The 14,916-nt window shown below is 69.9% G+C and carries 15 protein-coding genes and 1 tRNA gene; 12 read left to right on the top strand and 4 right to left on the bottom strand.

Annotated elements, in window-relative coordinates:
* Positions 1-60: 60 nt before the first annotated feature.
* From ACFWYM_RS22830 to ACFWYM_RS22795, 8 genes are all read left to right on the top strand, one after another.
* Positions 61-1,419, top strand: a complete 1,359-nt coding sequence (locus ACFWYM_RS22830; protein WP_384840083.1) for a sensor histidine kinase — start codon at positions 61-63, stop codon at positions 1,417-1,419.
* 88 nt (positions 1,420-1,507) lie between these two features.
* A complete protein-coding gene (locus ACFWYM_RS22825) occupies positions 1,508-1,699 on the top strand; it encodes a hypothetical protein (RefSeq protein ID WP_384840080.1) in 192 nt (63 codons plus the stop codon).
* Positions 1,700-1,822: 123 nt separating this feature from the next.
* A tRNA-Gln gene (locus ACFWYM_RS22820) sits at positions 1,823-1,895 on the top strand.
* A gap of 140 nt (positions 1,896-2,035) precedes the next feature.
* Entirely contained in the window at positions 2,036-3,496 is a 1,461-nt protein-coding gene (gene glmU, locus ACFWYM_RS22815) for a bifunctional UDP-N-acetylglucosamine diphosphorylase/glucosamine-1-phosphate N-acetyltransferase GlmU (RefSeq protein ID WP_384840077.1), read from the top strand.
* A 115-nt stretch (positions 3,497-3,611) separates the two neighbouring features.
* Positions 3,612-4,589 carry a ribose-phosphate diphosphokinase gene (locus tag ACFWYM_RS22810; protein ID WP_384840074.1) on the top strand — a complete coding sequence of 326 codons (978 nt, stop codon included), beginning with the start codon at positions 3,612-3,614 and terminating at the stop codon, positions 4,587-4,589.
* A 190-nt stretch (positions 4,590-4,779) separates the two neighbouring features.
* The gene (locus ACFWYM_RS22805) at positions 4,780-5,373 is read left to right on the top strand and encodes a 50S ribosomal protein L25/general stress protein Ctc (RefSeq protein ID WP_384840071.1); all 594 of its coding nucleotides are present in this window, start codon (positions 4,780-4,782) and stop codon (positions 5,371-5,373) included.
* Positions 5,374-5,482: 109 nt separating this feature from the next.
* A complete protein-coding gene (pth, locus tag ACFWYM_RS22800; protein WP_384840068.1) occupies positions 5,483-6,076 on the top strand; it encodes an aminoacyl-tRNA hydrolase in 594 nt (197 codons plus the stop codon).
* A 64-nt stretch (positions 6,077-6,140) separates the two neighbouring features.
* Positions 6,141-6,614, top strand: a complete 474-nt coding sequence (locus tag ACFWYM_RS22795) for a hypothetical protein (protein ID WP_384840065.1) — start codon at positions 6,141-6,143, stop codon at positions 6,612-6,614.
* Positions 6,615-6,670: 56 nt separating this feature from the next.
* Here ACFWYM_RS22795 and ppc read toward each other — a convergent pair whose 3' ends face one another.
* The gene (gene ppc, locus ACFWYM_RS22790; RefSeq protein ID WP_384840062.1) at positions 6,671-9,415 is read right to left on the bottom strand and encodes a phosphoenolpyruvate carboxylase; all 2,745 of its coding nucleotides are present in this window, start codon (positions 9,413-9,415) and stop codon (positions 6,671-6,673) included.
* Between the two features lie 272 nt (positions 9,416-9,687).
* Here ppc and ACFWYM_RS22785 point away from each other — a divergent pair, with 272 nt between their 5' ends.
* Positions 9,688-10,683, top strand: a complete 996-nt coding sequence (locus ACFWYM_RS22785) for an acyl-CoA desaturase (protein WP_384840059.1) — start codon at positions 9,688-9,690, stop codon at positions 10,681-10,683.
* Positions 10,680-11,372 carry a TetR/AcrR family transcriptional regulator gene (locus ACFWYM_RS22780; protein WP_384840056.1) on the top strand — a complete coding sequence of 231 codons (693 nt, stop codon included), beginning with the start codon at positions 10,680-10,682 and terminating at the stop codon, positions 11,370-11,372. Before ACFWYM_RS22785 ends, ACFWYM_RS22780 begins: the two co-directional genes overlap by 4 nt.
* Before the next feature lie 45 nt (positions 11,373-11,417).
* Here the strand turns inward: ACFWYM_RS22780 and ACFWYM_RS22775 are convergent, their stop codons facing one another.
* Both ACFWYM_RS22775 and ACFWYM_RS22770 read right to left on the bottom strand, forming a co-directional pair.
* Entirely contained in the window at positions 11,418-11,798 is a 381-nt protein-coding gene (locus ACFWYM_RS22775; protein WP_384840053.1) for a VOC family protein, read from the bottom strand.
* Positions 11,799-11,802: 4 nt separating this feature from the next.
* Positions 11,803-12,627 carry a trans-aconitate 2-methyltransferase gene (locus ACFWYM_RS22770; RefSeq protein ID WP_384840052.1) on the bottom strand — a complete coding sequence of 275 codons (825 nt, stop codon included), beginning with the start codon at positions 12,625-12,627 and terminating at the stop codon, positions 11,803-11,805.
* 121 nt (positions 12,628-12,748) lie between these two features.
* Between ACFWYM_RS22770 and tamR the strand changes: the two genes are divergently transcribed.
* Positions 12,749-13,246, top strand: a complete 498-nt coding sequence (gene tamR, locus ACFWYM_RS22765) for a MarR family transcriptional regulator TamR (RefSeq protein ID WP_384840049.1) — start codon at positions 12,749-12,751, stop codon at positions 13,244-13,246.
* Here the strand turns inward: tamR and ACFWYM_RS22760 are convergent.
* Positions 13,205-13,981, bottom strand: coding sequence for a LuxR C-terminal-related transcriptional regulator (locus tag ACFWYM_RS22760; protein WP_384840046.1), 777 nt, complete (start codon positions 13,979-13,981; stop codon positions 13,205-13,207). The genes tamR and ACFWYM_RS22760 overlap by 42 nt on opposite strands.
* Positions 13,982-14,251: 270 nt before the next feature.
* Here ACFWYM_RS22760 and ACFWYM_RS22755 point away from each other — a divergent pair, with 270 nt between their 5' ends.
* Positions 14,252-14,710 carry a GNAT family N-acetyltransferase gene (locus ACFWYM_RS22755; RefSeq protein ID WP_384840360.1) on the top strand — a complete coding sequence of 153 codons (459 nt, stop codon included), beginning with the start codon at positions 14,252-14,254 and terminating at the stop codon, positions 14,708-14,710.
* Positions 14,711-14,916: the final 206 nt, after the last annotated feature.

Below are 14,916 nucleotides of genomic sequence, written 5' to 3'. Positions count from 1 at the left end.
CCCGGCCCCCGCCCGAAAACTCCCGGGAACGGGCGGCCCGACGCCCGTACGCTGGAAGACATGACCACGACGGGGGACAGTCGCACCACGGCCATGACCGGGCCGTGGTGGTGGGAACGACGCCGCAGCGCGGTCCTGGACATCGTCCTCGCCGTCCTGTCCGCCCTGGAATGCGGCGCCGAAGGGATCCCCTTCGCACGGGACGCCGGGATACCGATGGCGGCCGGCGTCGTCTTCGGCGCACTCGCCGGCTCCGTACTGCTCCTGCGCCGACGCTTCCCCATCGCCGTGGTCCTCGTCTCGATCGCGGTGACACCCGCCCGCATGGGCGTACTCCTCACCGTCGTCGGCCTCTACTCACTGGCCGCCGCAGAACTGCCACGCCGCATCATCGGCTCCCTGGCGGGCATGTCGATGCTCGGCACCCTCATCATCGCCTTCGTCCGCGCCGACCAGGACATGTCACGCGGCGACCTCCAGGTCGGCGACTGGTTCGTACCGTTCGCCGCAATCACCACCGCACTCGGCATCACCGCCCCACCCCTCCTCTTCGGCCTGTACGTGGGCGCGCGGCGCCGCCTCATGGAAAGCCTGCGGGAACGCGCCGACAGTCTGGAGCGCGAACTCCAGCTCCTCGCCGAACGCGCCGAGGAGCGCGCCGAATGGGCACGCAACGAGGAACGGACCCGCATCGCCCGCGAAATGCACGACGTGGTGGCGCACCGGGTCAGCCTCATGGTCGTCCACGCGGCGGCACTCCAGGCGGTGGCCCGCAAAGACCCCGAGAAGGCCGTCAAGAACGCCGCCCTCGTCGGCGACATGGGCCGCCAGGCCCTCACCGAGCTGCGCGAGATGCTCGGCGTCCTGCGCACCAACGAGAACACCGCGACCACCCCCGGAGTGCGCGGCAGCACCGCCCCCTCCACGGCACCCGTCCCGCTCGCCTCGGTGGCCGCCGCGGCCGCAGCGGCGGCGGCCCGCGCCGACGACTCCTCCGACGGCCCGTGCCTGGCCGAACTGGACGAACTGGTCGGCCAGTCCAGGGCCGCGGGCATGGCGGTGGACCTCTCGGTCGACGGCGAGCCCCCCGCCCCCGGCTACCCGGCGGACGTCGAGCAGACCGCCTACCGCGTCGTGCAGGAAGCCCTCACCAACGTCCACAAACACGCGGCGGGCGCGAAGACCTACGTACGCCTGGCCCATCGCACCTCCGAGATAGCCATGCAGGTGGAGAACGAACCACCCCCCGAGCCCGTCCCCGGCTCCCCCGAGGCCCGCCTCCCCAGCGGCGGCAACGGCCTCCTCGGCATGCAGGAACGTGTCCGCGCCCTGGGCGGCGTCTTCGTCTCGGGGCCGACGGAGGCGGGCGGCTTCAGAGTCTCGGCGGTACTCCCGGCGCGGGGCTCAGCGGACTGCTGAGCCCGCCCCGGACAGGGCCCCCACTCGAACTGCTGGACCCCACCCAGAACTGTGGCCGCCTTCCCGCTCCCCCGGCGAGGGTCGCCCCATGACAGAGATCACAGGCAAGTACGCCGACTTCGAGGGGTTGCGGGAGCGGGCGGTGGCGCTGCGGCGAGCAGGGCTGGGCCTTCGACAGATCCGCGACGAGCTGAAGGTCTTCAACAACGACATCCTGAACCCAACGGACAACGCTCAAGAAGCACAACCCGAAGACCGTCCGGAAGAACACCGGCGATGACTACCGGGGCTGCCTCGTCATCAGAGTCCGGCAAGGTGCCGATTTGTACTGCCGCATTGAAGGGTGGTGGCGGGGAATCGCCGCCGACTCCGAGGCGCGTCTCAGGTAAGGTCTGAGGCGCTGTCCCCCGTGGTGTAACTGGCAGCACACTAGTTTTTGGTACTAGCAGGACAAGGTTCGAATCCTTGCGGGGGAGCCCAGGCGAGCAGTGCCCCGGTTCGGGTCCTGACCCCAAGGTCAGGACCCTTCCTCATTTCCGCCCCCAAACGCCCCGGTATCCTGCGGATGTCCTCTCCATGAGGAAACCCCACCCCTCCGCAGCCGAAGGGCACCCCCGTGAGCGCCAACAGCCCGACCGCCGTCGTCGTCCTCGCAGCGGGTGAGGGCACCCGTATGAAGTCGGCACTGCCCAAGGTCCTGCACGAGATCTGCGGACGTTCGCTGGTCGGACACGTGCTCGCAGCCAGTGGAGAGCTCGACCCCGGGCAGATCGTCGCCGTCGTCGGTCACAAGCACGAGGAAGTCGAGGCGCATCTCGCCACGTTCGCGCCGGACGTGCGCACCGCGCTCCAGCCCACCCAGAACGGGACGGGCCATGCCGTCCGTATGGGGCTGGAGGAGCTGGCGGGCGGCACCGGGAGCCCGGTCAGCGGCACCGTCATCGTCGTCTGCGGTGACACCCCGCTGCTCACCGGCGCGACGCTGCGCGCCCTCAACGACACCCACGCCGCCGACGGCAACGCGGTGACCGTGCTGACCGCCGAGGTCCCGGACGCGACGGGCTACGGCCGCATCGTGCGCGACGGTGTCTCCGGTGCCGTGACCGCGATCGTCGAGCACAAGGACGCCAGCGAGTCGCAGCGTGCCATCCGTGAGATCAACTCGGGGGTGTTCGCCTTCGACGGGCAGTTGCTGACGGATGCGCTCGGCAAGGTGCGTACCGACAACAGCCAGGGTGAGGAGTACCTCACGGACGTGCTCGGGATCCTGCGGGAGGCGGGGCACCGTGTGGGTGCCTCGGTCGCCGCCGACCACCGTGAGATCGCGGGTATCAACAATCGTGTCCAACTGGCCGAGGCCCGGCGGACGTTGAACGACCGGCTGCTCACCGCGGCCATGCTCGCGGGCGTCACGGTCGTCGACCCGGCCACCACCTGGGTCGATGCGACCGTCTCGTTCGAGCAGGACGCGGTCGTGCACCCGGGGACGCAGTTGCAGGGCGCCACCCACATCGGGGAGGGGGCCGAAGTCGGGCCCAATACCCGGCTGAAGGACACTTCGGTCGGTGCGGGTGCCCGGGTGGACAACACGGTCGCGGACGGCGCCGAGGTCGGGGAGCAGGCGAGCGTCGGCCCGTTCGCGTATCTGCGGCCCGGCACGCGGCTCGGGACGAAGGCGAAGGCCGGGACGTACGTGGAGATGAAGAACGCCTCGATCGGTGAGGGCACGAAGGTGCCGCATCTGAGCTATGTCGGGGACGCGACCATCGGCGAGTACAGCAACATCGGTGCCGCGAGCGTCTTCGTGAACTACGACGGTGAGGCCAAACACCACACGACGGTGGGTTCCCACTGCAAGACCGGATCGGACAACATGTTTGTGGCTCCTGTCACGGTCGGGGACGGCGCGTACACCGCCGCGGGCTCCGTGATCACGAAGGATGTGCCGCCCGGCTCGCTGGCCGTGGCGCGGGGCCAGCAGCGGAATATCGACGGTTGGGTGGCCCGGAAGCGTCCGGGGAGCGCGGCGGCGAAGGCGGCCGAGGCGGCCTCCCGGAAGCCGGACAGCGAAGCCTGACCGGAAACAGGTGCGTCGGCGACGGCGTACCGTGATAGGTGCACACATCGGCCGACTCGACGCACCGGGACGCGTCAGTACGGCAGCGGGACGAACTCTCTGAGGAGACAGTGCTGTGACCGGGATCAAGACGACCGGCGAGAAGAAGTTGATGCTCTTCTCCGGCCGCGCCCACCCCGAGTTGGCCGAGGAGGTCGCACACAAGCTGGGTGTCGGCATCGTGCCGACGAAGGCTTTCGATTTCGCCAACGGTGAGATCTACGTCCGCTACCAGGAGTCCGCGCGCGGCGCCGACTGCTTTCTGATCCAGAGCCACACCGCTCCGATCAACAAGTGGATCATGGAGCAGCTCATCATGATCGACGCGCTGAAGCGCGCGTCGGCCCGTTCCATCACGGTGATCGTGCCGTTCTACGGCTATGCCCGTCAGGACAAGAAGCACAAGGGCCGCGAGCCGATCTCGGCCCGTCTGATCGCCGACCTGATGAAGACCGCGGGTGCGGACCGTATCCTCACGGTCGACCTGCACACGGACCAGATCCAGGGCTTCTTCGACGGTCCGGTGGACCACCTCTTCGCGCTGCCGATCCTCGCGGACTACGTGGGTGCGAAGGTCGACCGCGACAAGCTGACCGTGGTGTCGCCGGACGCCGGCCGCGTGCGCGTCGCCGACCGCTGGTGCGACCGCCTGGGCGCCCCCCTCGCGATCGTGCACAAGCGCCGCGACAAGGACGTCGCCAACCAGGTCACCGTCCACGAGGTCGTCGGTGACGTGAAGGGCCGGGTCTGCGTCCTGGTCGACGACATGATCGACACCGGTGGCACGATCTGCGCCGCCGCCGACGCCCTGTTCGCGCACGGCGCGGAGGACGTCATCGTGACGGCCACGCACGGCGTGCTCTCGGGTCCTGCGGCGGACCGGCTGAAGAACTCGAAGGTCAGCGAGTTCGTCTTCACGGACACCCTGCCGACCCCGGGTGAGCTGGAGCTCGACAAGATCACGGTGCTTTCGATCGCGCCGACGATCGCGAACGCGGTGCGTGAGGTCTTCGAGGACGGTTCGGTGACGAGCCTCTTCGACGAGCAGGCGTGACCGTACGCCTGCTCTGAAGATCGATTTCTGGGGCGGCCTCCCCGCCGGGTAGACTCACTGAGTTGCTCGGCGAGGGAGGCCGCTTTCATTTCCGTACGGGAATGGGTGGCTGTCCGTAATCGACGCGCTCTTCGTAGCAGGCCGTTCGTGGCCGGGTGACCAATCCGTACCTATCTACGAGGAGTGCACCATGGCTGAGATCAAGCTCGCCGCCGAGGCCCGTACCGAGTTCGGCAAGGGCGCTGCCCGCCGCATCCGCCGCGAGAACAAGGTCCCCGCGGTCGTCTACGGCCACGGCAACGAGCCGGCCCACATCACCCTTCCCGGCCACGAGCTGAACCTGGCTCTGCGTCAGTCCAACGTGCTGCTGGCCATCGACGTCGACGGCAAGCCCGAGCTCGTGATCCCGAAGGCCGTCCAGCGCGACGCCATCAAGGGCTTCCTTGAGCACGTCGACTTGCTTCTCGTGAAGCGCGGCGAGAAGGTCAACGTCGAGGTCCCGGTCCACACCGAGGGCGAGCTGGCCCCGGGTGCCAACCTGCTCGAGCACGTTCTGAACGCTCTGCCGGTCGAGGCCGAGGCCACCCACATCCCGGAGTCGGTCACGGTCTCCGTGGCGGGCCTGGACGCCGGTGACTCCGTCCTCGCCAAGGACATCACGCTGCCGGCCGGCACCACGCTGGCCGTCGAGGACGACGCTGTCGTTCTGCAGGTCCTGGCCGCGCAGGCCGAGGAGGCCCCGGCCGAGGGTGAGGCCGAGGGCGACGAGGCCGCCGAGGCCTGAGCCTCTCGCGTCTGAATGTGAGTACGGGGTGGTGGGCTGTGCCTGCCACCCCGTCTCGCTGGCCGACACCGCCGACCGCTGCTGACCGCTGCTGACCGAAGGAACGCGTATGTCCGACGACACCGCCCCCTGGCTGATCGCCGGGCTCGGCAACCCCGGTCCCGAGTACGCGATGAACCGGCACAACGTCGGCTTCATGGTGGCCGATCTGCTCGCGCAGCGGATGGGTGCCAAGTTCAAGCGGGCGACGAAGGGTCAGGCCCAGGTGGTGGAGGGCCGCATCGGTCCGCCCGGGCCCGCGAGCCGCCGGGTGATCCTGGCCAAGCCGATGTCGTACATGAACGTCTCCGGTGCCCCCGTGACGGCCCTGTGCGACTTCTACAAGGTGCCCACGGACCACATCGTGGCCGTCCACGACGAGCTCGACATCGACTACGGCGTGCTCCGCCTCAAGCTCGGCGGCGGCGACAACGGCCACAACGGCCTGAAGTCCATCACCAAGTCGCTCGGCGCGGACTATCACCGGGTGCGCTTCGGGATCGGCCGCCCGCCGGGCCGGATGCAGGTCGCGGACTTCGTCCTCAAGGACTTCTCCTCGACGGAGCGCAAGGAGCTCGACTACTTCGTGGACCGCGCCGCCGACGCGGTGGAGGCGCTCGTGTCCGAGGGCCTGGAGCGCGCACAGAGCACGTACAACTCGTAACGCGGTGTGGCCGTTTGAGGCCCGCTGTTGACGGAGCGCAGCCGTATCCCCAAGGATCGCGGCCATGTCTGACCGACGGCTCCTCTCCCATGGTCGCCGTGCCGCGATGGGTGCCCTGGCGGCGCTGCTGATCGTCGCGGGCGTCTGGGCGTCCTGGGACACGGCCCGGCACGTGGTGCGCGCGCAGGACGCGGACCGGGGCACGATGACGGTGACGCGCTGCGGCTCCGATGCGTGCGAGGGCTCGTATGCGGCGTCGTCCGGCGCCTCTCGCCGTACGGTCAAGGTCGTGATCGACCGCTCCATCTCGGAGAAGAAGGGCGCCCGCATCCCGGTGGCGCGTAAGTCGGGGACGTCCCGTGATGTCGTACGGGCGGACGGGGCGGGCTTCCTGAGCGCGTGGATCCCGTTGGGCGGCGCGCTGTTGCTGGCCTCGATCGTGGTGGCGGGTGGCCTGCGTGCGACGCGTACGGCGTGGGGGATGGCGCTGGCGGGTGGCGCGCTGCTGACGGCGGCCTTCGCCACGCTGACGTTCTAGCTGAAGCTGAAAGGGCCCCGCACCACCCAGTGGTGCGGGGCCCGACAGGCAAGCGATCAGCCGGTGTTGCGCAGTCCTGCGGCCACTCCGTTGACGGTGAGGAGCAGCGCCCGGGCGAGCAGTGGGTCGGCTTCCTCGCCCGCCGCGACCGCGTCTCGCTGCCGCTTCAGGAGGGCTACCTGAAGGTAGGAGATCGGGTCGAGGTAGGCGTCGCGGATCGCGAAGGTCTGCTGCAGTACCGGGTTGGAGCCGAGCAGTTCGGACCCGCCGGTGATTCGCAGGACCTCCGCCACCGTCTGTGCGTGCTCCTCCTCGATCATCGCGTAGATGTGCCGCAGCTCGTCCGGCACCAGTGTCTCCACGTAGTGGCGGGCGATGCGCAGGTCGGTCTTGGCGAGTGTCATCTCCACGTTCGAGATGAAGTTGCGGAAGAAGTGCCAGTGCTCGTGCATCTCGTCGAGCACCGTGTCCAGGCCGGCTTCGCGCAGCGCCTTCAGGCCGGAGCCGACACCGAACCAGCCGGGTACGATCTGCCGGGACTGGGTCCAGCCGAAGACCCATGGGATGGCGCGCAGTCCGTCGAGTGAGACGCCGGAGCCGGGGCGGCGGGAGGGCCGGGAGCCGAGGTGCAGGTCGGCGAGCTGGTCGACCGGCGTCGATGCGAGGAAGTACGTCGGCAGGTCCGGGTCCTCGACGAGCTTGCGGTACGCGGAGTGCGCGGCGTCCGAGACGACGTCCATGGCGGCGTCCCAGCGGGCGAGTGCCTCGTCGGACTGGCGCGGGGAGGTGTGCAGCGCGGATGCCTGGAGCGTGGCGGCGACGGTGAGTTCGAGGTTCTCGCGGGCCAGGGACGGCACGAGGTACTTGTCGGAGATGACCTCGCCCTGCTCGGTCACCTTGATCTCGCCTTCGAGGGTGCCCCAGGGCTGGGCGAGGATCGCGTCGTGGGAGGGGCCGCCGCCGCGGCCGACGGTGCCGCCGCGGCCGTGGAAGAGGCGGAGTCGTACGCCGTAGCGGTGGGCGACGTCTCGCAGCCTGCGCTGGGCGCGGTGGATCTCCCACTGGGAGGTGGTGATGCCGCCGAACTTGGAGGAGTCCGAGTAGCCGAGCATGACCTCCTGCACGTCGCCGCGGAGGGCGACGAGGCGTCGGTACGAGGGGTCGGCGAGCATCTCGTCGAGGATCACGTCGGCGGCGCGCAGCTCGTCGGTGGTCTCCAGGAGCGGCACGATGCCGATCTTCGCCCAGCCCGCGTGGAGGTCGATGAGGCCGGCCTCGCGGGCGAGTACGGCGGCGGCGAAGACGTCGTCGGCGCCCTGGCACATGGAGATGATGTACGACTCGACGACTTCGGGGCCGAAGACTTCGAGGGCCCGCTTCACCGTCTCGAAGACGCCGAGGGTCTTCTCTCCGGCGGCGTCGAGGGGCGCCGGGGACGGGGCGAGCGGCCGCCGCGACCTGAGCTCCTTGGCGAGCAGCTTCTGGCGGTACTCGCGGGGCATGTCCGCGTATCGCCAGGACTCCTCGCCGAGGCGGTCGAAGAGCTGGCCGAGCGTGTGGTGGTGGGCGTCGGCGTGTTCGCGGACGTCCATGGTGGCGAGCTGGAGGCCGAAGGCGGCGAGGGTGCGGATGGTGCGGTTCATCCGGCCGTCGGCGAAGAGGGCTCCCTTGTGGGCGCGCAGCGACGTCTGGATGAGGGTGAGGTCGTGCAGGAGCTCGGCGGTGCCGAGGTAGTCGCGCCCTGCTTCGTGTGTGGTGCCCTTGGCGAGGCGTTCCTTGGTGTTCTCGAGCTTCTGCCGGATGCAGGTGGCCTTGAGGCGGTAGGGCTCTTCGGCGTTGAGGCGCTTGTAGCGGGGGCTGATCTCGGGGAGGCGCTCGACGTCGCTCTGGAGCGAGGTGAGGAGTTCCTCGGTCGCGCCGGTGTAGCGGATCGAGTTGGAGAGGAAGCCGCGCAGGTCGTCGACGAGTTCGAGGGCGTCGTTGATGCCGTGTTCGTGCTGGAGGATCAGGACGTCCCAGGTGACCTGCGGGGTCACGTTCGGGTTGCCGTCGCGGTCGCCGCCGATCCAGGTGCCGAAGGTGAGCGGGCGGGTGTCGTCGGGGAGTTGGACGCCGACGCGGTCCAGCTCGGCGGTGAGGTCTTCCAGGACGTCGCCGACGGCGCCGGCGTGCAGTTCGTCGAGGTAGTAGATGGCGTTGCGGGCTTCGTCGGCGGGCTCGGGGCGGACGACGCGGAGCTCGTCGGTCTGCCACACCAGGTCGATGTTCTCGGCGAGGCGGGTGTCGTGGCGGCGCCGGTCGGACTCGATGACCGGGGTCTCCAGGAGCTCGGCGACGCGGCGGAGCTTGTTCAGGACGGAGCGGCGGGCGGCCTCGGTGGGGTGTGCGGTGAAGACGGGGCGCACGTTGAGGTGCTCGACGGTCTGGCGCAGGTGCTCGGGGTCGGCGTCCTTGAGGCGGTCGGCGGTGCGGGCGAGGAGGCCGCCTTCGGCGGCGCGCTTGGCGCGGAGCTCGCGGCCGCGGTGCACCTGCTCGGTGACGTTGGCGAGGTGGAAGTAGGTGGAGAAGGCGCGCACCAGCTTGGCGGCGGTCTCCAGTTCGGTGCCGCCGAGGAGCTTGGCGGCGGCCTCGCCGTCCTCGCGGGTCAGCCGGCGGACCTTCTCGACCAGTTCGAGGAGCTCGGGGCCCTCCTGGCGTACGAGGGTCTCGCCGAGCAGGTCGCCGAGGCGGCGGATGTCGGCGCGCAGCTCGGTGCTGGCGTTTCCGTTGGCCTGGCGGCCCTGGTCGTCTGCACTGCTCACAGGTGCGGCTCCTTGCAGTGTTCGTAAGGCACTGGGAGGGGTCCCCGGGAGGGTCCGGGGGGATCCCCGGTGAGGGTCCGGGGGAGATAGCGAGCGGACCGCGCTGTCCGACCGAGTCCAAGGATAGGTGTCCGGATGAAGCACAGGATTCACGGCCTCTTGCCGCCGGGCCACGCACTGACATACTTACGACGCCGTAAGTTACGGACCCGTAGGCGGGCCCACCCGTTCACCTACACCTGCCACTACCCTCAACCCCGTAGGGGATGCCCATGACGATGAGCCCCGATGTGATCGCGGACGGCGCCGCCGACCCGGCACCGGACACGACCGGGATCTCGCTTCCCTCCGCCACGCTCGGCGGCGAGCAGAAGCGCTCCCTGGAGCAGATCACGCTGCTGCTGTTCATCACGGTCCCATTCCTCGCCCTGGTCGCGGCGGTGCCGCTGGCCTGGGGCTGGGGGGTGAGCTGGCTCGACCTGGGCCTGCTCGTCTTCATGTACTTCCTCGGCTGTCACGGCATCACGATCGGTTTCCACCGCTACTTCACGCATGGCTCGTTCAAGGCGAAGCGCCCGCTGCGGATCGCGCTGGCGGTCGCGGGTTCGATGGCCGTGGAGGGGCCTCTCGTCCGCTGGGTGGCCGATCATCGCAAGCACCACAAGTTCTCGGACGCGGAGGGCGACCCGCACTCCCCGTGGCGGTTCGGCGAGAGTGTCCCGGCCCTGATGAAGGGCCTGTGGTGGGCGCACATCGGCTGGATGTTCGATGAGGAGCAGACGCCGCAGGAGAAGTACGCACCGGATCTGATCAAGGACCCGGCGATCCGCGCCATCTCCCGCCAGTTCATCGTCTGGACCGTGGTGTCCCTGGCGATCCCGCCGCTGGTCGGCGGCCTGGTGACGATGTCCTGGTGGGGCGCCTTCACGGCCTTCTTCTGGGGATCGCTCGTCCGGGTGGCGCTGCTCCATCACGTCACGTGGTCGATCAATTCGATCTGTCACGCGGTCGGCAAGCGCCCCTTCAAGTCCCGGGACCGCTCGGGCAACGTGTGGTGGCTGGCTGTCCTCTCCTGTGGCGAGTCGTGGCACAACCTCCACCACGCGGACCCGACGTCGGCGCGGCACGGTGTGATGCGCGGCCAGATCGACTCGTCGGCCCGGATCATCCGCTGGTGCGAGCAGCTGGGCTGGGCCCATGACGTGCGCTGGCCGTCGCGGTCGCGGATCGACTCCCGCCGCAAGGCCGAGACCGCCGACGCGGCATGATGGAGGGTGTGGCGACCGACTCCAGCACGAGCTCTTCGAACAGCACTTCCGGCAAGGACAGCAAGCGGCGCCCGCGCCGTACCCGTATGACGGGCGCCGAGCGCCGCTCCCAACTGCTGGACATCGGCCGCACCCTGTTCGCCGCGAAGGGCTTCGAGGGCACGTCGGTGGAGGAGATCGCGGCGAAGGCCGGGGTCTCCAAGCCGGTGGTGTACGAGCACTTCGGCGGCAAGGAGGGTCTGTACGCGGTCGTCGTGGACCGGGAGATGCGCCAGCTTCTGGACATGGTGACGGGTGCGCTCACGGCCGGTCATCCGCGTGAGCTGTTGGAGCAGGCGGCGTTCGCTCTCCTCGACTACATCGAGTCGTACACGGACGGCTTCCGCATCCTGGTCCGTGACAGTCCGGTGGCGCAGTCGACGGGCACCTTCGCGTCCCTGATCTCCGACATCGCCACGCAGGTCGAGGACATCCTCGGCCAGGAGTTCAAGACGCGTGGCTTCGACCAGAAACTCGCGCCGCTGTACGCGCAGGCCCTGGTCGGCATGGTCGCCCTGACCGGCCAGTGGTGGCTGGACGCCCGCAAGCCGAAGAAGGCGGAGGTGGCCGCGCATCTGGTGAACCTGGCGTGGCACGGTCTGGACGGTCTGGAGCCGAAGCCCCGTCTGATAGGCCACCGCAAGAGCTGAAGAGCCGAGGCCACCGCCTCACGGTCTGAATGTCGCCCCCGGGTCTCACACCCCGGGGGCGACGTGTTCCAGGAACTCGATGCGGTTGCCCACGGGGTCGTGGGAGTAGAAGCGGCGGTGTCCGGGGAGGTTCTCGTCCCAGGTGACGCTCGCGCCCTTGTTGAGGAGCCGCCGCGCGTACGCCTCGATGTCCCGCACCCGCAGCCCGGGGTGGGCCTTGTGTGCGGGCCGGAAGTCCTCCTCGATGCCCAGGTGCAGCTGGACTCCTCCGTCGGGTCCGGCGCGGAACCAGCAGCCCCCGCGGGCGGCGAGCACCGGCGGCTTGGGCAGCTCGGTCATGCCGAGCACTTCTCCGTAGTAGGTGCGCAGGGCGGGTTCGCTGCCGGGCGGGGCGGCGAGCTGGATGTGGTCGACGGTCACGAGCATCTGGTCAGTTCTCCTTCCGGGCCACCGCGAAGACCCTGCGGAAAGGAAACACCGTGCCGTGGCCGGTCGCCGGGTACGCCTCGCGCAGCAGTCCGCGGTACGCGTCGAGGAATTCCGTGCGGGCTTTGGGGTCGCCCTCCAGGGCGGTGAGGACCGGCCGCAGGCCCGTCCCCTTGACCCAGTCCAGGACCGGGTCCGGGTCGGGGCCCTGGAGCAGGTGCAGATAGGTGGTCTCCCAGACGTCGGCGGCGCAGCCGAGGGCCGCGAGCCGCTCCAGGTAGTCGGCGGGGGTGAGGACCGCGTCCGCGTGCCGCAGCACCCCGCCGAGCAGCCCCTGCCACCGCGTGGACTCGCTGAGCTCCCGCATCAGTACGTGGCTGGGGGCGTCGAAGTTGCCGGGCACCTGGAAGGCGAAGGTGCCGCCGGGGGCGAGGCGGTCCACCCAGGCGGCGAAGGACTCGACGTGGCCGGGGACCCACTGCAGCGTCGCGTTCGAGACGATCACGTCGTACGTCTCCTCGGGCAGCCAGCGCCCCACGTCGGCGTGTGCGAAGTCGAGGCGGCCGCCGCCCGGGGTCTCTCCGGCGTGGGCCTCGGCGCGGGCGAGCATTTCCGGGGAGTTGTCGTAGCCGGTGATGTGTGCGGTGGGCCAGCGCTCGGCGAGCTGGGCGGTGACGTTGCCGGGGCCGCAGCCGAGGTCGGCGATGCGGGGGGCGGTGGCCGGGGGTTCGGGGATGCGGGCCAGGAGTTCGCCGAAGGGGCGGGCGCGGTGGTCGGCGTGGCGCAGGTACTGGCCGGGGTCCCAGGTGGGGGCGGGGGCTGCGGGCATGGCGGGGGTCCTCCAAGTCACCGTGGGCGAGGCTCCGTGGGGCGTTGGATCTCCAGCCTCACACTCGAAGTATCTTGACGTCAAGAGACTTGAGGTCGACAGACCCCCTACACTGATCGCCATGGAGGACGAGGTCGACCGTCTGGTCGCTGCGTGGCGCCGCGAGCGCCCTGACCTCGACGTGGAGCCACTCGAGGTGCTGAGCCGCGTCAGCAGACTGGCGCGCCATCTGGACCGGGCCCGCCGGCTCGCCTTCTCCGAGCATCAGCTGGAGCCCTGGGAGTTCGACGTCCTGACGTCGCTGCGCCGGGCGGGCGCCCCCTATCAGCTCTCCCCCGGGCAGCTTCTGACCCAGACCCTGGTCACGTCCGGCACGATGACGAACCGCATCGACCGGCTCGCGAAGAAGGGCCTCGTCGAGCGGCTGCCCGACCCGAGCGACCGCCGCGGCGTCCTGGTACGCCTCACGGACGAGGGCCGGGACCGCGCGGACCAGGCGCTGGCGGGCCTGCTCGCCCAGGAGCGGGCGATCCTCGCGGAGCTGTCCCGCGCCCAGCGGGGTGAACTGGCGGGGCTGCTACGCCAGTTGACCGCCCCGTTCGACAACATCCCCGGCTAGGTCGACGGGCCCGACACCGGCACGCCGGGCGAGCGCCACGGCGGCGAGCGTGGAGTGGACGCCCAGCTTCCCCAGCACGTTCTGCATGTGCGTGCGGACGGTGTGCGGGGACAGGAAGAGCCGCTCGGCGACGGCCTTGCGGCCCAGCCCCGCCACCATGCACCGCAGGACTTCCCGCTCGCGCGGGGTGAGCGACTCGACGAGGCGCTCGCTCTCGGTGCGGTGCTTGCGCGCTGCGGTCAACTCCCGCAGCACGCCCGTGAGCAGGGCGGGCGGCAGATGCGTCTCGTCCCGCAGGACACCGCGGATCACGGTGAGGAGCCGCGAGAGAGAGCAGTCCTTGGCGACCCAGCCGGAGGCTCCGGCCTGCAGCGCGAGGGCGGCACGGCGCGGATCGTCCTTCTCGGCGAGCACCACGGTACGCACGCTCGGCTGGCCCGAACGCACGCCCGCGACAAGGGAGATGCCGTCCACGAGCCCGTCCGCGTTGCCCTCCTGGACGGAGACGGCGGCCCGGCCGCTCTGCAGCGCACTGGCCGTGCTGCCCAGGTCGGCGTCGACCAGGAGCACGTCGTAGCGGCGGCCCTCGCTGATGGCACGTTCCAGGCAGCGCAGTGCGGCGGGACCGCTGCCCGCCGCGGACACGTCGACGTCGGGCTCGGCCGCGAGCGCGGCGGCCAGCGACTCGGCGAAGATGCGATGGTCGTCGACGACCAGAACTCGGATACGAACCACGGAAACCCCCTTCCCCAGCTCCTGAACGGAGCGGGGGGACACCCCATCGTCGATGGCCGGGGTACGAACTGCGCAGGTACGGCGCCCGGAACGAGGATCGCCACAGCCACACGGCCGCCGCCGTGCACCGCTTGCCACCCCCACGCCGGGCGTCGTACCCGACTGTCTCGCCCCCTGATCCATGCCGGCCCCCACCGGCACTGCCCTTCAGAGTAGAGCCGGACGCCAGGAGCGGAAGGTGATTTGCAGAACTGATTGCCCGGCGCGTTTATGGTGAGCCGTATGTTTCGTATGGAGACAGGAGTCGACAAAGAGCGGCTTGCCCTTCTTCGGTCCCGGCTGCGCGAGACGAACGTGGCGGCGTCCCCTGCGCTCCGTGCGCTGCGTGGGACGCCGGACGACGACGAAGTCCCGCTGGGTCTCTGGGCGTTGACGGAGGAGGGGGAGCTGGCCGGGGGGCTGGCGGCGCACACGTGGGCGCGGTGGCTGCACGTGGACTTTCTGTGGGTGGACGAGCGGGTGCGGGGGGCGGGGCTCGGGTCCCGTCTTCTGGGGGAGGCGGAGCGGGTTGCGCGGGTGGAGCGGGGGTGTCTCAACTCCCGTGTGGAGACGTGGGACTTCCAGGCGCCCGGGTTCTATCGGGGGCAGGGGTATGAGCTGGTGTGCGTGATCCCTGACTATCCGGAGGGCGTGAAGGAGTTCACGCTGACGAAGCGGCTGCTGGGGTAGGGGGGTCCTTTTCCCCGATCCCGCCCCTTCCCGAAACAGCGACTCCGTCGCCCCTGGGGCGGCCTTCCTGGGGCTTTGCCCCTAGACCCCCTTTTTCGGCCTGGACGGCCTCGTCCTCAATCGCCGGACGGGCTATCTCTAGCCCGTCCGGCGCTTGAGGACGAGCCCTTGAGGCGATACAGGGCAACTCAGGGCCGCGGCAGCGG

Origin of the sequence: Streptomyces sp. NPDC059009 (genome assembly GCF_042740175.1) — a bacterium.
Lineage (GTDB): Bacteria > Actinomycetota > Actinomycetes > Streptomycetales > Streptomycetaceae > Streptomyces.
This window is presented reverse-complemented; position numbering and strand designations above follow the sequence as displayed.